The 19,470-nt window shown below is 53.6% G+C and carries 21 protein-coding genes; 7 read left to right on the top strand and 14 right to left on the bottom strand.

What is annotated here, in order from left to right; all coding sequences use genetic code 11:
* Positions 1-85: 85 nt before the first annotated feature.
* On the bottom strand, positions 86-1,183 hold the full coding sequence (locus ACMXD4_RS11585) for an IS5 family transposase (protein ID WP_415878136.1): 1,098 nt from the start codon (positions 1,181-1,183) through the stop codon (positions 86-88).
* Positions 1,184-1,290: 107 nt separating this feature from the next.
* Here ACMXD4_RS11585 and ACMXD4_RS11590 point away from each other — a divergent pair, with 107 nt between their 5' ends.
* From ACMXD4_RS11590 to ACMXD4_RS11610, 5 genes are all read left to right on the top strand, one after another.
* Positions 1,291-1,755: a hypothetical protein gene (locus ACMXD4_RS11590; protein ID WP_415878137.1), complete on the top strand. Its 465-nt coding sequence runs from the start codon at positions 1,291-1,293 to the stop codon at positions 1,753-1,755.
* Between the two features lie 146 nt (positions 1,756-1,901).
* Positions 1,902-2,150 carry a hypothetical protein gene (locus tag ACMXD4_RS11595; protein WP_415878138.1) on the top strand — a complete coding sequence of 83 codons (249 nt, stop codon included), beginning with the start codon at positions 1,902-1,904 and terminating at the stop codon, positions 2,148-2,150.
* Between the two features lie 84 nt (positions 2,151-2,234).
* On the top strand, positions 2,235-2,546 hold the full coding sequence (locus tag ACMXD4_RS11600) for a hypothetical protein (protein WP_415878139.1): 312 nt from the start codon (positions 2,235-2,237) through the stop codon (positions 2,544-2,546).
* A gap of 95 nt (positions 2,547-2,641) precedes the next feature.
* On the top strand, positions 2,642-2,914 hold the full coding sequence (locus ACMXD4_RS11605) for a hypothetical protein (protein ID WP_415878140.1): 273 nt from the start codon (positions 2,642-2,644) through the stop codon (positions 2,912-2,914).
* Positions 2,915-3,003: 89 nt separating this feature from the next.
* A complete protein-coding gene (locus ACMXD4_RS11610) occupies positions 3,004-3,462 on the top strand; it encodes a hypothetical protein (protein WP_415878141.1) in 459 nt (152 codons plus the stop codon).
* 51 nt (positions 3,463-3,513) lie between these two features.
* Here the strand turns inward: ACMXD4_RS11610 and ACMXD4_RS11615 are convergent, their stop codons facing one another.
* The 12 genes from ACMXD4_RS11615 to ACMXD4_RS11670 all read right to left on the bottom strand — a co-directional run bounded on the left by ACMXD4_RS11615 (position 3,514) and on the right by ACMXD4_RS11670 (position 14,830).
* The gene (locus ACMXD4_RS11615; protein ID WP_415878142.1) at positions 3,514-4,479 is read right to left on the bottom strand and encodes an IS110 family transposase; all 966 of its coding nucleotides are present in this window, start codon (positions 4,477-4,479) and stop codon (positions 3,514-3,516) included.
* A gap of 293 nt (positions 4,480-4,772) precedes the next feature.
* Positions 4,773-5,708, bottom strand: coding sequence for a VWA domain-containing protein (locus tag ACMXD4_RS11620; protein ID WP_415878143.1), 936 nt, complete (start codon positions 5,706-5,708; stop codon positions 4,773-4,775).
* Positions 5,709-5,744: 36 nt separating this feature from the next.
* A complete protein-coding gene (locus tag ACMXD4_RS11625; protein ID WP_319960825.1) occupies positions 5,745-6,308 on the bottom strand; it encodes an MxaK protein in 564 nt (187 codons plus the stop codon).
* Positions 6,305-7,288, bottom strand: a complete 984-nt coding sequence (locus ACMXD4_RS11630; RefSeq protein ID WP_415878144.1) for a vWA domain-containing protein — start codon at positions 7,286-7,288, stop codon at positions 6,305-6,307. Before ACMXD4_RS11630 ends, ACMXD4_RS11625 begins: the two co-directional genes overlap by 4 nt.
* On the bottom strand, positions 7,285-8,202 hold the full coding sequence (locus ACMXD4_RS11635; RefSeq protein WP_171695355.1) for a nonribosomal peptide synthetase MxaA: 918 nt from the start codon (positions 8,200-8,202) through the stop codon (positions 7,285-7,287). Before ACMXD4_RS11635 ends, ACMXD4_RS11630 begins: the two co-directional genes overlap by 4 nt.
* Positions 8,199-9,053 (bottom strand): MxaS protein, encoded by an 855-nt coding sequence (locus ACMXD4_RS11640; protein ID WP_171697730.1) that lies wholly within the window; start codon positions 9,051-9,053, stop codon positions 8,199-8,201. Before ACMXD4_RS11640 ends, ACMXD4_RS11635 begins: the two co-directional genes overlap by 4 nt.
* Positions 9,054-9,069: 16 nt before the next feature.
* On the bottom strand, positions 9,070-9,696 hold the full coding sequence (locus tag ACMXD4_RS11645) for an MxaP protein (protein ID WP_171695354.1): 627 nt from the start codon (positions 9,694-9,696) through the stop codon (positions 9,070-9,072).
* A gap of 5 nt (positions 9,697-9,701) precedes the next feature.
* Positions 9,702-10,721, bottom strand: a complete 1,020-nt coding sequence (locus tag ACMXD4_RS11650) for an AAA family ATPase (protein ID WP_171695353.1) — start codon at positions 10,719-10,721, stop codon at positions 9,702-9,704.
* A gap of 371 nt (positions 10,722-11,092) precedes the next feature.
* Positions 11,093-11,374: a methanol dehydrogenase [cytochrome c] subunit gene (locus ACMXD4_RS11655; protein WP_101052345.1), complete on the bottom strand. Its 282-nt coding sequence runs from the start codon at positions 11,372-11,374 to the stop codon at positions 11,093-11,095.
* Positions 11,375-11,531: 157 nt separating this feature from the next.
* Entirely contained in the window at positions 11,532-12,008 is a 477-nt protein-coding gene (gene moxG / locus ACMXD4_RS11660; RefSeq protein ID WP_171695352.1) for a cytochrome c(L), periplasmic, read from the bottom strand.
* A gap of 14 nt (positions 12,009-12,022) precedes the next feature.
* Entirely contained in the window at positions 12,023-12,865 is an 843-nt protein-coding gene (gene moxJ / locus ACMXD4_RS11665) for a methanol oxidation system protein MoxJ (RefSeq protein WP_415878145.1), read from the bottom strand.
* A gap of 156 nt (positions 12,866-13,021) precedes the next feature.
* Positions 13,022-14,830, bottom strand: coding sequence for a methanol/ethanol family PQQ-dependent dehydrogenase (locus ACMXD4_RS11670; RefSeq protein ID WP_415878146.1), 1,809 nt, complete (start codon positions 14,828-14,830; stop codon positions 13,022-13,024).
* Positions 14,831-15,336: 506 nt separating this feature from the next.
* Between ACMXD4_RS11670 and ACMXD4_RS11675 the strand changes: the two genes are divergently transcribed.
* Entirely contained in the window at positions 15,337-16,008 is a 672-nt protein-coding gene (locus ACMXD4_RS11675; RefSeq protein WP_171695350.1) for a response regulator, read from the top strand.
* Between the two features lie 438 nt (positions 16,009-16,446).
* Entirely contained in the window at positions 16,447-18,648 is a 2,202-nt protein-coding gene (locus tag ACMXD4_RS11680; protein WP_415878147.1) for a hypothetical protein, read from the top strand.
* Positions 18,649-18,788: 140 nt separating this feature from the next.
* Here the strand turns inward: ACMXD4_RS11680 and ACMXD4_RS11685 are convergent, their stop codons facing one another.
* Positions 18,789-19,316: an SRPBCC family protein gene (locus ACMXD4_RS11685; protein WP_415878148.1), complete on the bottom strand. Its 528-nt coding sequence runs from the start codon at positions 19,314-19,316 to the stop codon at positions 18,789-18,791.
* Positions 19,317-19,470 lie beyond the last annotated feature (154 nt).

Genomic DNA, 19,470 nt, shown 5'->3' on the forward strand with positions numbered 1-19,470 from the left:
TCGAGTTTCAAGCGTTTTGCCCCGGTTTCAAGGGCTTTTTATTCGCCTGAAGCCGTCTGTGGACGGTTTTCAGGCGAACTTCACCCTAGGCGGGTGCACTCCACGCCGGTTTCGGCGTGAACACCAATAGGTTGAGCATGCGCGTCAGGTTGTAGGCGGCAAAGCAAAACAAGGCCTGACCCGCGACTTTGGCTAAGCCGATGTGACGGGTTTTGCGCAGGCCGCCGACCGTTTTGACCCAGCCAAAGGCTTCTTCGACGATTTTGCGGCGCTTGAGACTTTGGGCGTAACCTTTGCCGCGCGCGGTGCGGCCGTCGACGGCACTGCCAATCTTTTTGCGGGCCACATGGGCTTTGATATCACGGGACTCGAGTCCGTTGACGAACGCCGGTTGGTCATAGCCTTTGTCGGCACCGACGCTGCCACCTTGGGGCACGCGGCGTTTGATCATTTTTTGCGCGGCTTCGATTTCGGCGGTGCCGGTGGCTTGTGTGGTTTCGACATCGACAATCAGGCCGTTGCGATTCTCGGACAAGGCATGGGTGATGTAACGCAGTTTGGCCTCGGTGTATTCGCCTTTCTTGTAAAGCCGGGCTTCGGGATCGGTTGTACTTTGATGGGTGGCGTTGCTGCGCTTTTCGCCACTGAAGTCGATCTCGGGATTGCGGCCGGCGGGTTTATCGGGACCACTACCATCTTTTTTGACGAAGCTTTTGTGCGAGGCCCAGGCTTCAATGAGGCTACCGTCGACGCTGAAGTGTTCGTCGGACACCAGATTTTGCCATTCGGCTATGGCCAGTACCCGCTCAAAAAATTCGCGACTCAGGGCTTCAGACAACAGACGTTCGCGGTTGGCACTGAACACTGTGCGTTCCCACACGGCGTCGTCGATGCCCAGACCGACAAACCAGCGAAACAACAGGTTGTAGTCCAGTTGTTCCATCAACTGACGCTCGCTACGGACCGTATACAGGACTTGTAACAGCAAGGCGCGCAGCAGTTTTTCAGGGGCAATCGAGGGACGGCCTGTGTGCGAGTAACGCTCGGCAAAGACGGCATCCATAGAGGCCAATACGCCATCAACCAGTAGCCGTAAACGACGCAACGGATGCTGTTTGGGAATACGGTCTTCCAGGCTAACATAGCTGAACCAGCTGTTTTGAATGGCATCGTGTCCGCGCATTGAAAGGCTCCAAATTTAGGTAGCCTATTTTAACAGTTGGCCCCTCATCTATGCCTTAGCTTACTTGGCTTTTCGAGTTTTTCACCAGCCTGTTAAGGAGATCGGGCATGTTTACCGAAATTAATGCCGCGATTCAGGCATCAAAAACAGCTCTTGATATTATCAAATCCAATAAAGAGCTTTTGAAATACAACGAATTGGCGTTAGCCGTTTCAGAGGTTAATGCAAAGCTTTTATCGGCTCAGGATTTCGCTTCTTATCTGTTGGAGAAAAATAAGCTTCTCTCCGAGAGAATAGCTGATATGGAAGAAAAAATGGCCAATGATGAGAAATTTGACAGAGAGTTCTCGCGTTATAAACTTCACAGTCTTGAATCTGGAATGCTCGTTTACATGATTAAGCCTGAGCATGAGGAAATAGGCGAGCCGCATTACGCCTGCACAGCTTGCGCGAGCGATGGGAAGATAAGTTTTTTTCAACCTGTACTGAATGGAACTCGACTGGTCTGCGATTTTTGCAAAAAGAACGTTGATACTGGATGGAAGCCTGGAGCGCATAAAACACCTAAATAAAAGCTAAGCGATTTAAGAATGTTAAAACTTAGCTTTCTATGTTTTTATGCAATTTTCCGGTCTTGTGCGACTGCTACATAATACCGGTTTTTTGGTGTTGTATCAGATTTAAATAAAAGCAAAGAAGTCTGGATTTGGGAGATCAAATGAAAAATATCGTTCTGTCCGCTGCCATTGTTTTATTTAGTGTTTGTACCAATTTTGGCATTTTTTTATACGCTTACAAAAAATTGGCCTTCCCTTACCTCCATGAAGCCCAGCGCATGGAAAATGCACCGCACATATTTAGCTATGTTCTTTTAGCTTTTATTTTTAGCTCAATTCTATTTTTTTTAGTTCAGCGCTTGCTAACCAAAAAAATGCATAACAAAGCAATCAAACGGATGGATTTTTAAGTTGCTCTTTTGCCATTCCGCTTCGCTCCATTTTATGGCAAAAGTGCAACTTAAAAACCACCGTTTATCGCAACATTAGCTGACATGAACTCACGATTGAGTGCTGAGACAAAACGTCGCATTGATGCTCTCTTTGCCCCAAGTCAAAGAGACGATGTGGCGCGTCTGCTTCAGGACGAATGCGGGAATAATCTTCCGATGCTTGAAAACTTCGATGAAGTTCAACTTGAAAGATTTCGCTTCGCCGCTCTAAAGCTGAGCACAGGGAGCCTCCCGAAACTACACGACGCGGTGCATTTAGCGAAGGTGGACTGGCGTGATCTACTTGTCGCCGCAGAGTTCGAGAATGACATCAATGCACATAAACAGTGGTTCCCCAATAATGCAGCCAGCTAACCCTGCGCTCAAGTTCGCTCCCTCCGGTCGCTGGGACGCGCCTTCTGCGCGCCCCTTAGCTGCATGTTAGGCACTACAAATCTTCTGGAGCCACTATGTCACGCCCATTTCTCGGCCGATCAGCCATCGTAGATATCATCAAAGACAAAGAGCGCACGAATGCCATTCAAAAGCGTGAAGGACTGACGAATCATCCGGTGCGCTTTACGGTATGTGGTTGCCCAGATCCGAACTGTGGTGGCTGGCATACCATTGAAATGAATCGAACCGTTCCATCGTCTGGTGAGTGCGAGGCACTTCTCAAAGCGGACAACGTCGCGCGTAAGTCCAAGAAGCCTCACAAAGGTAAGGGACCGACAAGTGACTAACCCGGCGCTCAACCTCGCTCCCTTCGGTCGCTGGACGCTGCGCGATAAAGCCGCGCAGCGCCGGTTAGCTCTACGTTATGCCTCAACACATGGATGACGCGCAAATAGGGTGTCTGGTGGCGGAATTGGAGACCACCAAAACGAGCGAAGAAGAGGCTGCATGGGAGCAACTCAGGCCCCTTGGGCCTAGAGTGTTGCCATTCTTACTAGAGTTCTACCCAAGAATGAAGAAATGGCAAGGCAGAGTTTCACTGGTATTCCATGCCATACCTTATGCGAGAGACTACGACGACGCATTTCAGTTAGGGATCAAAGCCACGAAAGACAAGGCCACAGTCGTGCGCTATCGCGCCTGTATGTTGCTTGCGTATTCGTTGAAGAACGATGCGCTGCCTCATCTACAGGCGCTGCTGAACCACAGTGACACGAAAACCGTGGACGATGCAAAGGCCGCTATAGATGCGATTGAACGCAAGAACCACAACTACTTCGTTGACCGGCAGCATTCTGGAAAGATGTTTTGGACCGTTGGTGATAATGCTGCATAACATGGCGCTCAACCTCGCTCCTTTCAGCCCGCGTAGATACTGTTATCCAAGTCAAGCCAAATGAATAGCCGAGTCGAAGGGTTTCGCGGATTTCAAGACACCGAATGCCACATGAATCAATTTACGCATCATGGCACCGATAATCAGCTTATTGGGTTTACCAGCACCGGCTAATCGTCCACGGAATTGTTTACCCCAGGCTGTTTTATAAAGCGTCACCATGGCCGGCATATAGAGCGCTTTGCGCAGGAAGGCATGGCCTATTTTGGAGAGCCTGGGCTTGCCCTTGAGGCTGCTGCCCGATTCGTATTGCCGGGGATCGAGTCCGGCAAAAGCGGCGGCCTGCCGACTATTGGCGAAGCGCGAGGTATCGGCGTAGAACGCGAGGATGATGGCGCTGGTGCGCTCGCCAATGCCGGGAATGCTATCGAGCAGTTCGCGCTGTTGCTTGAGATCGGGATGGCGATCAATGTGATCGTTGATGGCGTCGATCAATTGTTGGATCGCAGTATCCAGCCAATTCAGATGCTGTTGAATGTCCTCACGCACGGCCTCGCGCGCCACTAGCAAGCGGTTGTTTTCCTGGGTGCGCATGGTTTGTAAGGCGTCCAGCCGTAATACTAGTGCGCGCAGTGTGACTTCCGCCTCGCTACGGGGCTGCCAAGCAGGCGGTTGGCGCTCGGCGCAGAAATCGGCGATGAGTTTAGCATCGACCGTATCGGTTTTGCTGCGGGTGAGCCGTGAAGCGCCATAGGCCTTAATTTGTGCTGGATTGACGACGCTCACGGTGAAACCAGCGGTTGCCAGATGCTGAGCAACGTCTTCCCAATAAATGCCGGTCGCTTCCATGCAGACATGAGGCGATTGGGCCTTTTGAGCGGCCAACCACGTCAACAACGTCGCGAAGCCGTCGAGAGTATTGGGAATGACTTTGGCGCGAAACTTGCCGCTGTGCAGACGCAATGCGCAATCCAACTTGGCTTTAGCAACATCGATACCGAGATAAAAATGGGACATGAAAACCTCAAATGATCTACCTTGTGAATGCAGGCTGCCGGAAACCGGGCCGAAGAGACTGTCCGATCGTTGATCGAGAGTGGGTCGCTGCTGCAAAGATCTACGCCGGGGATTTCGAAATCCAAGCTCCGATACGGCATCCAGCGACCCAAACCTGAGGTGCCCCTCAGGTGTGTTTTCATGGTTTATTATCCTTTGAAAAGCACGCTTGGATAATACAAGCTCCGAATAGCGAAGCGTATTCGGAGGAATGAAGACTTTAAATTCGTCCGATTACGTTTCACTAAACGGACCTACGGCCTAACATACACCGCCGCGAACAACAATAAGGCTAGGCCGGCATAACGCCAACCGGTATCGACATTCTGTTTGCCAGGCTTGGCAAACTCGGCTTGTTGCAGCGCTTGATCCAGACTGTCGGTATCGCTCAGACGTCGATACCGTAAACCACTCTCAGCAGCCAGCTGACGGAGATAGCTTTCGTGCAGCCGGCTCATATGCTCGTCGCCGGTTGCCGCCTCGCTGCCGAAAGGTGCGTTGCGGGCGTTGTAGCCCTGGATATTCTCGGGATTTAGATCCGATTCACCAAAGGACGAACGATGCGGCACGTCTTCGGGTTTGTAAAAGCCCTGGCGTTGGCCCTTGGCATCGAACTTGGGGATGGGCGACAGTTGCTCGCCGCCGACGCCGACGATCACACCTTTTACCTTATCTTTAACTGGCGACAGATCGGGTTTGTAACGCGGATTGGGCGGGGGTGCCTCCTGGCCGTCGCTGAGAAACACCAGGGTCTGATCTTTGTCTTTTAACTGCTCCAGCGTACTCAGCAAGCCACTGGCGATGCGGCTGTCGGCAGCCCAGGCCATGCGCCAATCCAGCGCCGCAATCGCTGCGTCTATCTCGGCAAATCCCGAACACACGTCTATCGGTTCGAACAGCAGCGTCGAGCGCCGTTCGGTGAACACCCCCAAACCGACTTGCGAACCGCAAGGCAGTTTCAACAATTCCTGGCGCAACACCTGTTTGACAAACTGCAAGCGGCTGACCGGCTGTTTATCCAGCTGATAGTCTTCGGTGTTCATGCTGCGGGTAATGTCGACAACAAACACCAGCCGGTACAGTGGCACTTGAGCGCTGGTTTGCGGATGGAAAAACACTACCGACAAGGACAGCAAGGCCGCTGTTAGCAGCCAGAAACGGTAATCCCTAAGATTGGGGGCGATAGTCATATAGCGAAATTATCGGTCGGGAAGATAAGCGCCAAGTTAGGGCAAGCCACGCGGAAAGCCCGGCAAGGTGGTCCACAGTTGTGTCTGTTGATTAAGATCGTCCTGCTCGTCGCCGCTGCTGATTCTGTCCATCTCCGGCAGCAGCCGCATCGCCACTTCCAGATTGTATTTGGCATCCCAAAACTGACTGTCCAGCGTTAATGCTTCCCGATAGGCTTGCTTGGCCAACCCCAGTAGCGGCATCGCTTCGTTGACATTGCCCGCTTCGGCTTTCTGCATCGCTTGCCTTAGATACAGATTACCCAGGTTATAACGGGTTTGCGCTTGCGCTTCGGCACCGGCTTGCTGCAATAACAGGTTCAGCGTCGCCAAGGCTTCGTCGTAGCGTTGGTGCCGGCTGAGATAAACCGCTCTGGCCATGCGTACTTCCGGCGCCGAGGTGGCCAATTCGTCTGCGCCGACATCCTGATCGGCCAGTAATTGGCCGATCAGCCGATTTTGGCCGGCTAGGCCATACAGTTGCAGCAATTGCGTCAGAGTTACTAATAAAGCTGCTGCCAATATGGCCCACAGCGCCCAATGTTTTAACTTACGGATCACAGTCTGGCCTCGCAGAGTTTCACGCCCAGCAATAACAACATCAGCGCCGCCGCAAAGGCATAACAGCGCGTGGATAAATCCTGCTTCGGAATCCGCTCGAAATAATGCAAAGGCCGATTCTCCAAGCGGTTGATGTCGTCAATGGCCTGCTGCAATGCACCGGGCGTTTCGGCTTCATAGGCTTGATAGGGAATATGCAGACTGTTAAAGAACAGATGCAGATAACGTTCCGGCATGGCCTGAGCATTATCGTCGCGCGGGTCGTCGGGCACTTCAAACAAGCCAGGGCTGTTGGCGGTGCGCAGAAACACCCAATACAAACTGACTTGGCGTTGTTTGAACAACTCGCGCAAGGCCGCTTCGCTGTCCGGATCGATTACCGCCGCGCCGTCCGACACCAGCAACACGATGCGCGAACCGGTCACCGGCCGGCTATCGAAGAACTCCAAAGCCATGCTCAAGCCCTTGCTGACGTTGGTATACGCCAAGGCCGGCAAGGCGGTGGCGTCTATCGCGGCATGAATGGCGGCTTTGTTTTCAGTGAGCGGCAGCACGAATAGCGGCGAAGTACTGTATTCGGCGATGCCGATCAAATCGTGCGCGCGCTGATCGACAAACTGATTCAACAAGCGGCGGGCGGCGTCGGCTTTGGATTCCTCGCCTTGGGTTTCCGGCGTCTTGCCGGCGAAAGTGTTGTCCATGCTGTTACTGCGATCCAACAGCATGACGATATGCGCGCCGTGGCCGATGCGCTCCACTTGCTGTTCTTGCAGATAGGCACCGGCCAAGCCCAGAATCAACCCGCCTATCGCCAGCACGCCCAGCAAGCGGATCAAGGCGCTGATAGCCAGCGATAGTGGGTCGACAGGCAATATCGCCAGCCAGGGATAGGGGTTGGCGACCACTCCCATTCTCAACATTGGCAACAGGCATAAGCCCAAACCGAGCAAGACCCAAGGATACTCAAAGCCCAAATTCATCGACTGCCTCGCTCGATTTCCCGGCAATGCAGGCACAGGGTTTTGAGTTTTTGCAGATCGTATTCTTGCGGCATTATCGAAGCGTCACCGAAAAAGTAACGATTGGAATAATCGAAAAACCAAGTCAATTCGTCGGCGATGCTGCGATATTCCGGGTGGCCCTGATAAAACTCGGCCAGTTTGTGCAAAAACACCGGCTTGCCGTGAAGACCGTTAAATGCCGCATGTACAGCGCCCAGCCCTTGCGGCAACTGTGACAAGCCAAGGGTTTGCAGTTGCCGCTGCGCGCGCTTGAATACGCTGCGTTTCGGTAGTCCCGGTAAATAACCGTAAAGCCAAGCCAAACGTAATGCGATGCCCAGAGCCACCGCCAGCGCCACGCATAAGCGCCGGACAATTGCCGCGTCATCCAACAAGCTCGGCGCTTGGTCCGGGCGCATGTATTCGCCGTGCTGGTCCTGCCTGACCACCAACTCCCGCAATGGCGCGATCGTAAAGGTCCAGGCTGCGACCGGCTGTTCCAGAGTTTGCCCGTGCTGCTGAAAGCGCAAGGTGAAACCGGGTATGCTCAAGGCTTTCACTTCCAGCGGTGCGTAAAATTGCTGATATTGCAGGTCGATTTGATAGCGCTTGCCGTCATTGCCGGCCGTTTCCAGCACAGTCACCGCGTTCAGTTGTAACCAGCGATTCAAGCGACCCGGCGCCGGCAGACTGTTGCGCTCCAAGAGCATGCCGGCGCGCGTTTCCAGCACAATCCGCTGCGGGATGGTATCGCCGATCACATACCCAAACGGCCGCGGCGTTTGCAGTTGAAAGTCGCGGAGTGCTTGGTTAGACGTGCCGGAGCACGCCGCCAGCAGCGTGACGCATACCCATACCCAAGCACAACCAAGCCGCTTTGCCGCCAACGTCACCCTGCTCTCCTTAAAAAATAGTGCCCCAGCTGCTCGGCGCGGTAGCCGTTGTCGATAAACAGCGGCTCACAGCCCGAGGCCCGAAACTGCTGTTGCAATTGCGCACGGCGCTGGGCAAATGCCTGTTCTATGTTGCGCTTCAAACCGGGACGCAACCACAGCGTGCGGCGCTTACCGGTTTCCAGGTCCTGAACTTGAAACAGCCCCCAATCCGGTAAGCGGCTGTATTCGGCTGGGTCCCACAGCACCAGCGGTATCAGGTCGTGGCGACGCAAGTTTTGCAAAATGGCTTGCAACTGCGGTAACGGAAAATGAAAATCCGACGCCAGAAACACCAAGGCCCTATGTTTGGGTAGATAGCGTTGGGCTTGCTGCAAACCTGCCGAGCCGGGTTGCAGGTCGAGTGTTTCCAGGCGTTTTGCCATGGCTTGAATCCGGCCTAAATGTTTACCGGCCGGCAAATAACAGTCGGTGAGCACCTGCTGGTTAGCCGCAATAAACCCGATGTTGTCGCCGTATTCCAGGGCCGATGCGGCAATCGATAACAGCATATCGGCCATTACACGGCGCTTGTCGTTGCCACCGCCGAAACCCATGGAAGCGGATAAATCGGCCAGCAAATACACATCAATAGCACTGTGTTGCTGCTGTACCCTCACTTGGTAATGGCCGAACGGATCGAGCAGGCTGGCCCGTAAATCGATGCGCCTGGGGTCAGGTCGGGCAATCAGGGTGTCATGGCGCTTGAACAGTTGGCCGTTGCCGACCATTTGTCCGGGGTGCGCGCCGGGAAATACACCGACTGCCGGGCGTGGCAGGCGGTATTGGAAAGGCTTTATCGTGGCCGACATCGCTTTAGCGAGTAACTTATTGGCTGACAACCAAATTCGCCAGCACGGCCGTCACAACCAAGTAGCCGGGAATGGAAAATTTGAGCGGCACCTTCATCAATAAGGCCACCACGCCAGAGTACGTTTGCGGATTGCGACTGTGGATGGCTTCGCCGAACAGCCATAGCAAGGAGTTCAACAGGCATAAGGCCAGGATAGTGAAAAAACCGACATCGCTGAACAAGAACGATTTGTTCGCCAACAGCGAGATGCGCTCACTGGTATCGATAAAATTGGCGGTCAAAATCCCGATCATCAATCCGCCCTCGTCGAAGGCGACCAAAAAAAACGTGTAGGTAAACCGCCGCAAGCGCCGGCTGAAATCACTTAGCGCCGGAAAATGTAGCGATAGATATAACACCGGCAGGCTTAGGCAAAACAGTAAAGTGCCGACCACCGCCAATAAAATCCAGAACTTAAAGCCCACCGCGTCGTTCAAGGCGCTGGTGTAATACGCGGCGTAAGGGACGTCGGCATGTTTATCCAAGCTACTGGCAATAAACGAGCAAATAAAGCCGACGCCGGACCAAGTTAAATAGGTGTCCAATAAGTGGCCGAGGCCGGCATGCGGCAGCATGGCGTGCAGAATCGATTTAATGTTCATGACTGTTACGGTGCGGCGATTTGGTTGAGTATGCTGTCTATCAAGGTGGGAATAATGTCGTCTTGGCGATAGCTGTACATCGGATTCAGGAATATCCGGTGCGACATGGTGACGGCGAAAACCGCCTGCAAATCTTCCGGCAACAGGCTGTCGCGATTTTCCAGCCAAGCCCGGACTTTGGCGGCGCGTATCATGTAGCTGACGCCGCGCGGACTGGCGCCGGCCTGCAGCAGGTTGTGCATTTCCACATCGGCTAAAGCGATGCCGAATGCGCCGGGATCGGCGGTGGCTTTCCATAAATCCAAGGCGTATTGGCGCAAAGCGGCGCTGGGCTGGATGCTGTCTTGAATCGCCGCCGCCCAGTCGTTGAGCTGGTAATAAGGTATTTGGCTGGCGGCCATTTCCCCGATCAAGGCATCGACATCGTGGTAACGCGGATTGAACAGCAAATCGTCCAACACCTTGTCGTCACTGGGTGCGGTGATGTTGATTTCCATGAAAAACCGGTCGCGAGCGGCCGCCGGCAACTCAAAGGTTTCTTCTTTTTCTACCCGATTGCGGTCGGCAAATACCTGAATGTGCGGCATCCGGTATTCGCGATTGAACGCGCCGATACTGCGCTCGGCCATCACCCGCAACAGCAGCGAATGCACTTGCGGCCGGGCCCGATTGATCTCGTTAAAGAAGAACACCGACAACTGTTCGCCCTGCTTCAGCAAAGGGCCGGGATCGACGCAGGGTCGGCCTTCTTGATTTAAATAGGTGTAATAGATCAAGTCGGCCGGCATCAGGTCGATGGTGCCTTCGATACGCTGGTAGTGGCCACCGAGCCCTTGGGCGATGGCCCGCAATAAGGTGGTTTTACCCACGCCGACCTGGCCTTCCAGCAACACATGGCCGCGGGCGAATACAGCTATCAAAAGATTACGTACCGCCGCCTGCTGACCGACGACGACATGGTTGATTTGTTGTTCCAACTGCAACGCACTGGCGCGCCAGTCGCTGAGGGTTTGCTTGCTTGTCATAGCTAATTGAGCGCTGTTGATTAAAGCCAATACCGCAAAAAGAACTCCGGTGCTGGGTTGCCATGCCGCCGATTGCTGACATACGCGCCGCTGAAAACGGGCCGTCGTGATCTAAGCGGCATAGCAACGGCCCGGAGCCGTGAGGTTTCGTTTAGAAGCTGTTTAAAGGCTACTGCACTCGCGAAGTTCTTAAACAGCTTGCATGGGTTGAGCGCGCCGTTGCCTTGGGCATTCCCTGGTCTTCGCTTCGGCAGAATAATCTTCGATTCCCTCCGCATCATTAGTTACCGCCGTCCCTGGCGGCGTCCTAAGGGTTCTATTTTCCTAGTGACTGCCAGTAAGCGCGATGCGCACCCTGACCTACCCGGTGTTTATTGGCCTTCGACGTCGTAAACAAACTTGCCGGTTTTCGCCAGCAATTCAGTACGTTTGGCGTTGCGGGCTTCCATTTCTTTGATCGACTGGGCTTGTTTGTTCAGCTCGTTGGGATCGTGTTTCGGGTCGTATTTGCTGCCCGCCACTTGTGCCGGATACCCCGGTTTCGGTTCCCAGCAGTTGCCGGCTTCTTTGCATTTGGTGCCGTCGTAGGCTTTTGCCGCGCCGGACAGGCCAAAAGCCAGCAGGACCGCGCCTAACATTACTAATTTGTTCATGTTGATCTCCTGATATATTAAATTTAAATTTGCTTTAGCTCTTCCTCGTTCCCACGCGCTGCGTGGGAACGCATGGCTTGTCCGCGCTGCGGCAAAATCGCCATTACCATTTATGCCCTTGGGTACGCGACGCGCGAGAACGAGTCAAAACGTGGCTTCACTTCAACCACTCGGCTTTCTTCGGATCGCCCTTATAAATGCTGCGCAAGAAAGCCATGATGTGTAGCATGTCATCGGTGCTGAAGTTGACGTACTGCGGCCCCATCATGCCGTTGGCGCCACCGAACAGGATTTCGAACAAGCCCTGGTCGGTCAGGCCGCGCGGATAAGTCCAGTAGTCGTCGGCCAGACCGGGGCCGAGTTTGCCTTCGGCTTCATGGCCGTGGCAGCCCGAGCAACCGGTCATGTACAAGCTTTCGCCTTTCTTGGCTGCCTCGGCATCGCCGTTGTAAGGATTTTTGCCGGTTTGCATGAATTGCTTGAATTTGTCGGTGTTGCCGCCTTTTTTGGCGAAACTCAAATCCAGCGCTTCCCCGGTCAAGGCATGGCGCAGGGTAATATCGGCCTGGACAGCACTTGCCGCCAGCGCTGACATCGACAGCACGGCGCCAGTCAAAAATGTTTTCAATTTCATTCAAGGTTTCCTGTTTAGTTCATGGACACGGCTGTTTCGGGTTGATCCAGCAACGGAATGCCTTCCGCTTCCAGCAACGCTTCGATATTGTCCTGCCCGTCTTTGATGATTTTGTTCAATTGCCCCAGCAAAGCGCTGTCGTCCTTGCGCACACCGATGGCGGTGCTGTAATGCAAACCTACCTTTTCGCCGTCGGCGCGCTTGGCGTTGTCCGGAATGACCGTCATCGTCAGCGGCGTGGCCGATGCCTTCACGTAGCGGGCCGCGGCGGGCCCCCACAAGATGGCGATTTCCGCTTTGCCGGAAGCCACTTCGTTAACCAGCTTGTCGTTGTCGTACTTGACGTACTGGTTACGTTTGGACTTGAAGCCGGCCAACTCTTGTTGGTAATTGAACATATCGTTGTAACGGCCGATGGCCCGCAGCATGGTTTCGGCCGGAGAGCCCGGTGCGAAAGCAATCCGCTGGGCTTGCTTCAAGGCCGGGCTATCCCAGTTCTGCAAGTCCAACCCGTCTTTTTCGCGGCTGATAAAGACATAGCCGGACCGGTAGTAAGGTGCCGTGGTCAACAAACGCGGGTCGCCGGCATCGACGCCCATTACCACGTCGCACAAGCCTTTATCCAGGTAATCGCGGATAAAGTAGCGCGGGTCGGTCCAGCCGACGGTTTCCAATTTGCGACCCAGCTTTTCGGCAACGTATTGCGCCAGCTTGTTTTCGAAGCCTTCGCCGGCTTGGTTGGAGTAAGGCATTTCGTTTTCCGCCGTGCAGACCTTCAACACCGGTTGTTCGGCTTCGGCGCAGGCAGATCCGATACCCAGGGCCAACGCAGTAAAAATATGTATGGCTTTTTTCATGATTTGAAATTCAGCGTAGGGTGGGCGTGCACAATGCCCACCGATTCGGTCAACCAAGGTGGGCATTGTGCATGCCCACCCTACGATTTACAGCGAGTTGTAGGGTACGCACCGCGTACCTTTGACATGGCAAGCGATGTTTACCCTACGCCTGATTTACAACGCGAACACCATCACGCCGCCGCCCATTTGCGTGTAGTGCGCCAACTCTTTAAACGCACCCACCGCACCCAGACCGGCAGTCGGATCGGCCAAGTCAAATACCAAACCTACGCCAGGCCAGCCGCCGACACCGTAATAAATCGCAACGTACTGTTTGTTGTTGTGTTTATAGGTAATCGGGTGGCCGATGACGCCGGAAGGTAGCTTAAACTTCCACAGCTCTTCGCCGGTTTTGGAATGACGGGCTTTGATATAGCCGTCCAAAGTGCCGTAGAACACCAAATCGCCGGCTGTGGCTGTGGTGCCGCCCCAGACCGCGAATTTCTCCTGAACTTCCCATTCCATTTTGCCGGTGACGGCGTTCATCGCTTTGACTTGGCCCAAGGTGCCTTTCGGCCCCGGATACATGTTCAAGGTCGCGCCGACGAAGAACTGGCCGGCACGGTAAGGCAGCATGAACGGTTCCCAGTCCATGCAGATATGGTTGGTACCCATGAAGAACAGTTTCTTGTTCGGATCGTAAGACTCGATACCTTGGTTGTGGTAACCCATCGCCGACGGACAGATGCCGGTGGCTTGGTGATCCATGTGTGTCGAATATTCCGGATCGCGAACTGGCAGGCCGGTTTTCAAATCGACTTTTTTCACCCAGTTGACGGTGTCGTCGATTTTGAAGGCATTGACCAAGCTGCCGTTTTCCCTGTTCAAGGTATACACCAAGCCGTTACGGTCCGGGTGCGTCAGCAGTTTGGTCATTTTGCCGTCGACCATTTGCTCGGACAGACCCATATAGTTAACGCCGGCGTAGTCCCATTCGTCGTGCGGGGTTTTTTGGTAACCAAATTTGGCTTCGCCGGTGTTGACGTCGCGGCCCCAAATGGTCATGGTCCATTTGTTGTCGCCGGGACGCATGGTCTCGTTCCAAGGCGCCGGGTTGCCGGAGCCGTAGTACAACATTTCCAAGTCGCTGTCGTAGGCGTACCAGCCCCAATTGGTGCCGCCGCCGATTTTCCAGGCGTCGCCTTCCCAGGTTTTTAATCCCAAGCCGAACTGGCCGTAATGCGGGTTGGCGCTGTTGAAGTCTTTGGATAATTTGATGTCTTCATCCGGACCGGTGGCGTAAACGCGCCAAGCCTGTTTACCGTCCTTGATGTTATAGGCCGTGGCATAACCACGCACGCCCAGCTCGGCGCCGGAAGTGCCGACGATGACTTTATCTTTGACGACGAACGGCGCAACCGTCAGCGTCGAACCCATGGCGATGTCGGAGTTTTCCATTTTCCACAGCACTTCACCGGTCTTGGCGTTAATCGCCACCACATGACCATCCAGCTGGTTTAAGAAAATGGTAGCCGGATAATCTTTGCCGGCCGGTGCATAGGCCAAGCCCCGGTTGACCACGTCGCAACAAGCGACGGCGCGCGCCGCTGGATTTTGCTTGGGTTTGAACTGCCACAAAATTTTGTCCGGCTCGTCCAGGCTGATTGCAAATACGTTGTTAGGATATGGCGTATGGACGTACATAATGCCATCAACAACCAGAGGCCCACCTTCATGACCGTTGAGCACGCCCGTGGAAAACGACCACGCCACTTTCAGATTTTTGACGTTGTTGGCGTTGATGTCGATCATCTCGCTGAAATGAGTCGAGCCATAATCTTTGGTCTGCATCACCCAGTTGGTGTTTTGCTTGGCTAGTTGTTCCAGTTCTTTATTCGCTTGCGCCGATGACGACACGGCCAAGGCCGCAGCCGTGACTAAGGCCGTGGTCGATACCTGCTTGGCAAACCGTGAAATTTGCATGAATCCTCCTATGTTGTTTATTAGGTTGCATGGCCCGGCAAATCGGTTGGTTAGGGGAGCCTTCCGTTAAAAGCGGATAACGCCATCGGCATTTCCGGGCAAAATCAATCACACGCTGCGCTTAATTTTGGCGTCCATCCGTGACGCGAGATTTTGCTTTGCGGCAGAAATCTCCTTCACTTTTCACATCAGCAATCTCAATCAAGTCGCACACAATATTGACTTAGACCTACCGGGCCATGCTGGCGCAAATGGTAAAGAAGGCGGCCTATCGGGCGTTACGGAATAATCCATAAATAGCCTGGGAATTCCGCGAAAAAAGTCGTGGAAGTTTTCCCAGTCGCAGGCAGCCGCACGCCGCAGCAAAACGGGAAAAGCTCCCATGGTTTCCCGGCATAAAAATCGGCATCATGGCGGGGCAAGAAGCGCCGGCTAGGGATAGCACCGGTTCTGCCGGGGGCGTTTCTTGCTCATCCACACCAAAAACCAATCAGGGCACGTAGTTAGTGGCGAATAAAATCAGCGTTTTATTAGTAGACGACCATGCAGTGGTCAGAGCCGGTTACAAGACTTATTTATCCTTGTCTGAACGAATAGGCGCCGTCTATGAAGCCGATAGGGGCGAGACCGCTTGCCAGGTATATGACAAGCAGACGCCGGATGTGGTGGTGATGGATTTATCCATGCCCGGTCTGGGCGGTTTGGAATCGGTGCGGCGCTTATTGGTTCGCTACCCCAGTTGCAAGATATTGGTATTTTCGATTCATAACGAACTGGTCTACGTCACCCGCGCGATCAAGGCCGGCGCCAAAGGTTACATCACCAAAAATAATGAGCCGGACACGCTGGTGACCGCAGTTTGCACGCTGGCGGAAGGCGGCACGTACATCGAACCGGCTTTGGCGCAGCAATTGGCGGTGAATATGGCCATCGGCCAGGATGAGGCATATAAGGTTAAATCGCTGTCGCCGCGCGAATTCGACATTTTTTGCCTGCTGGCCAATGGTTTGAGCACCCGTCAAGCGGCGGAAAAATTATGTTTGAGCTACAAAACCGTCTGCAACCACAGTACGGCGATCAAAGAAAAATTAAACGTCAAAACCATGTCGGAATTGACACTGCTGGCTGGTCGCCAGGGTATTATCAATACCGGAAGCGAACTGTGTGAGCACAGCTAGCGCGGAACACACCCTTCCCTAATAACCAGGCCCCATTTATCCCTGGCATGCCGTTCGGACTGAGCGAATCGAAGCCTAGGCCGGTGTGCGCTTCGATAGACTCAGAGCTAACCGGTCTAACAACGCTGTGAATGGCCGCTTGCGACCGGAACTCCCGGTTGTAAGCCTGCAATCCCCCTCCCAAGCAACTGGCTCAAGACGCCCGATTCAAGCCTTCCGGGTCTAAAAGCTGCGCCAGTCTTAATCATTACTTCATTATATTTTCATCTTCAATTCATGTTGAATGGTTATTGTGCCGACTGAATAACCTTATTAAAAAAAGTAATAAAGCATCATCGAGAAGCGACGCGGTATCGGATGTTGGCCGTTTGCTTCCATTCATATGGGCAATTCATTAACGATTACCCATCCGATCAAAACGTATTCATGGGAGATATTATGAATGCACGTCTATTTATATTTCAGCTTTTGCTGATTTTTCTGGGTGTATGCGAATTTGGTAGCGTCCAGGCGCTTGAACTCAAACCTAATTCCGTCGAAATCTTCGTGGGCGAAATAGCCAAGATTGCGGTCACAAAATCATCCGGAAGCATCAGTGTAAAATCCAGTAATACCAGTGTGGCGACAGTCACTTACGCCAGCGGTATCGCTAGCATCAAGGGTGTAAAAGCTGGTTCTACGACGGTCACAGTAAAAGATCGTAAGAGCTCGAAGCGCGTGGAAGTCAAAGTCATCAGCGCCCCTTCTCCCGTCTTGACGATTTCGCCGGCCGTATTGGCGGTCAATGTGGGCGGCACTGCCACCGTCACGGTCACTAACGCCTCCGGCACAGTAAACGTTCAATCGTCGGACAACTCAATTGCTAGCGTCGGCTATGCCAATAATCTCGCTACCATAAAAGGTCTTAAAGCCGGCTCGGCCACGGTGACCATCCGCGACAGCAAGACCTCCAAAACGGTCGCAGTGACGGTGTTGAATACCACGGCTGTCGGCGAATACACCCTGCTCGCCTGGAATGATTTAGGCATGCATTGCATGGACGGCCTGGATTTTTCCGTGTTCGCCATCTTGCCGCCCTACAATACTTTGCATGCGCAATTGAAAGACAAAAACGGTAAGTTAGTCAGCAGCAACGTGTTGCTGACTTATGAAGCAGTCGCCGACAGTAGCGGCTCTATCAATACCAGCAGCGCCAACAAAACCAATTTCTGGTCTTGGGTCGGTGAGTTGGTAGGCTTGAATCCGGCACCGGATGTCGGGGTTAACCTGGACGGACTCGCCAGCGGAAACCCCATGCCCGGCAACAAAACGCCATCCCTGACACCCGCGCCGATGACCTACAACACAGCGTTCGGATGGTTCGAGGCCGAGGGTATTCCGGTGACGCCCTTCGACGACAAAGGTAATAAGAACTTCTATCCCACCGTTAAGGTCGTCGCCAAGGATGCGCTGAGCGGTAAGGTTCTGGCTAGTGCTACCACTGTGTTGCCGGTCAGCGACGAGATGACTTGCAAAGGCTGCCACGCATCCACTGACACCAATAACAATGCCGCACAAACTGCCGCCAAACCGGTGGCGGGCTGGGTGTTCGACGCTGATCCCGACAAAGACTGGAAGCGTAACATTCTGCGTCTGCATGATGAAAAACAGGCGGGGAGTAAATTATTCAACGATGCACTGACCACATTGAATAGCAAAGGCTACAAATCAACAGGTTTACTCGCAACGGCCGATGGCGGGCAACCGGTTCTTTGCGTGGCGTGCCATGCCAGCAATGCCTACTTTGATAAGGAAAACAAAACCACGGTGATGGGCGGCATGACCGGCATTGCGCCATTCACCCAGTCCTTGCATTTAAAACATGCCGATGTAAAAGACCCTGCCACCCAGTTAACCTTGGATAGTCTGGACAACCGCAGCGCTTGTTACCAATGTCATCCGGGATCGGTAACGCAGTGTCTGCGTGGTGCGATGTCCACCGCCACGGACGCCAGCGGCGACCCGTCTATCAGTTGCCAAAGCTGTCACGGCAATATGAAAGCGGTCGGTAGTGCCACTCGGCAAGGCTGGTTCAACGAGCCGACCTGCGAGTCTTGCCACAATAGCGCCGCGCCCGGCAAACGCGCGATCTCAGGTATCGACACCACCGGCAAAGCGATTGTGCCAACAGATCATACCTTTGCCACCAATGCCAATACGCCGGTTCCCGGATTGAACTTGTACCGCTTCAGTAAAGGACACGGCGGCTTGCAATGCGAGGCTTGTCACGGTGCGACACACGCGGAGTATCCCTCCACACATGCCGACGAAAACCTGCAAAGCATCGCCGTGCAAGGACACGCCGGTACGGTAGCCGAATGTAAGGCTTGCCATACTACAGTCCCGAACACGGTAAACGGCGGCCCTCACGGCATGCATACCACCGGTGACGCCTGGGTTAAGCAACACGAAGACGCCAATAAAAACGGCACAGCCACTACGCCAAGCTGTAGCTATTGCCATGGTACAACCAGCGCCGGCACTCCCTTGAGTGCGGTAAAGGTTGCGAAAACCATTGATGCCGATGAGTTTGGTATTAAGAATTGGCCGGCGGGTTATCAAGTGAGTTGTTTTAGCTGCCACAACGGACCCAATCCGTAAAACTTCAGACAACAGATCGCCCCGCAAGGGGCGATTTTTTTTGTGGGTTGACTCCGCTCACTACAGGAGACGATTGAAATTCACATACAAAGGTCTCTGGCTCTGTCACTCCCACGTAAGCAGGAATGACGACATAAAATTTACTTCTCCAGCTTGGCCTTCAAGCCATTCAAGCCGTTCTTGAAAAAATGCGTCATTGCTTTAACCGCCGCTTCGTCACTCAAATTCTCCGGTGGCGTGTTGCCGGTATCACCGCGGTAGAAGCGGCTTTTGATGGTGACCACGCTGCTGTCGGCGGTCTCACCTGCCGCGACTTTCACATCCACCGTATGCGAACTGGTCGGAAGCGCTTTGGTGTTTTCGGTTTTCAGCCGGTAGCTGTATTCGTGTTCGGCTTCGTTGTAATAATCCAATTCTTCAGTGAGGGTTTCGTCGTTTTGAAAGGTTAACGTGCGTAAACCACCGGACTGATTCTTGCCGTCACCCGCACTCTTTTTCAAGTCGCTATGCCAATTGGCAATGTCGTCGAAATTTTTCAGCTCTGCCCATACCTTGACGATAGGCGCTTGGATGGTCACAGACTCCTTGGCTTTTTGCGGCGTCGGGCCGTGAGCGTGAACTTGCCAGGAAAGGAGCAAAAAGCTGAATGAAAGCATGATGTGTCGCATAAGCAATCCCGAAGGGTGGTGAAAAACCCGGTATTATCCGGGCGCACCGCCAGCGTTCATCGGGAATAAACCCCGAATTGATCCGGGGAAACTTCATTTAGCCTGCTGCCGGCAACTGCCGAAAGGAGCGAAAAGGTAAGTGCATCGCGAAGCC

The sequence above is a fragment of the Methylomonas sp. TEB genome (assembly GCF_047777895.1).
Taxonomy (GTDB): domain Bacteria; phylum Pseudomonadota; class Gammaproteobacteria; order Methylococcales; family Methylomonadaceae; genus Methylomonas.

Bases quoted from the DNA above. Each gene is read 5' to 3' on its own strand.
- ACMXD4_RS11615 (WP_415878142.1), bottom strand. From the start codon at position 4,479: ATGTCCCATTTTTATCTCGGTATCGATGTTGCTAAAGCCAAGTTGGAT.
- ACMXD4_RS11605 (WP_415878140.1), top strand. From the start codon at position 2,642: ATGTCACGCCCATTTCTCGGCCGATCAGCCATCGTAGATATCATCAAA.
- ACMXD4_RS11640 (WP_171697730.1), bottom strand. From the start codon at position 9,053: ATGTCGGCCACGATAAAGCCTTTCCAATACCGCCTGCCACGCCCGGCA.
- ACMXD4_RS11600 (WP_415878139.1), top strand. From the start codon at position 2,235: ATGAACTCACGATTGAGTGCTGAGACAAAACGTCGCATTGATGCTCTC.
- ACMXD4_RS11680 (WP_415878147.1), top strand. From the start codon at position 16,447: ATGAATGCACGTCTATTTATATTTCAGCTTTTGCTGATTTTTCTGGGT.
- ACMXD4_RS11610 (WP_415878141.1), top strand. From the start codon at position 3,004: ATGGATGACGCGCAAATAGGGTGTCTGGTGGCGGAATTGGAGACCACC.
- moxG (WP_171695352.1), bottom strand. From the start codon at position 12,008: ATGAAATTGAAAACATTTTTGACTGGCGCCGTGCTGTCGATGTCAGCG.
- moxJ (WP_415878145.1), bottom strand. From the start codon at position 12,865: ATGAAAAAAGCCATACATATTTTTACTGCGTTGGCCCTGGGTATCGGA.
- ACMXD4_RS11595 (WP_415878138.1), top strand. From the start codon at position 1,902: ATGAAAAATATCGTTCTGTCCGCTGCCATTGTTTTATTTAGTGTTTGT.
- ACMXD4_RS11655 (WP_101052345.1), bottom strand. From the start codon at position 11,374: ATGAACAAATTAGTAATGTTAGGCGCGGTCCTGCTGGCTTTTGGCCTG.
- ACMXD4_RS11645 (WP_171695354.1), bottom strand. From the start codon at position 9,696: ATGAACATTAAATCGATTCTGCACGCCATGCTGCCGCATGCCGGCCTC.
- ACMXD4_RS11650 (WP_171695353.1), bottom strand. From the start codon at position 10,721: ATGACAAGCAAGCAAACCCTCAGCGACTGGCGCGCCAGTGCGTTGCAG.
- ACMXD4_RS11585 (WP_415878136.1), bottom strand. From the start codon at position 1,183: ATGCGCGGACACGATGCCATTCAAAACAGCTGGTTCAGCTATGTTAGC.
- ACMXD4_RS11685 (WP_415878148.1), bottom strand. From the start codon at position 19,316: ATGCGACACATCATGCTTTCATTCAGCTTTTTGCTCCTTTCCTGGCAA.
- ACMXD4_RS11590 (WP_415878137.1), top strand. From the start codon at position 1,291: ATGTTTACCGAAATTAATGCCGCGATTCAGGCATCAAAAACAGCTCTT.
- ACMXD4_RS11670 (WP_415878146.1), bottom strand. From the start codon at position 14,830: ATGCAAATTTCACGGTTTGCCAAGCAGGTATCGACCACGGCCTTAGTC.
- ACMXD4_RS11620 (WP_415878143.1), bottom strand. From the start codon at position 5,708: ATGACTATCGCCCCCAATCTTAGGGATTACCGTTTCTGGCTGCTAACA.
- ACMXD4_RS11630 (WP_415878144.1), bottom strand. From the start codon at position 7,288: ATGAATTTGGGCTTTGAGTATCCTTGGGTCTTGCTCGGTTTGGGCTTA.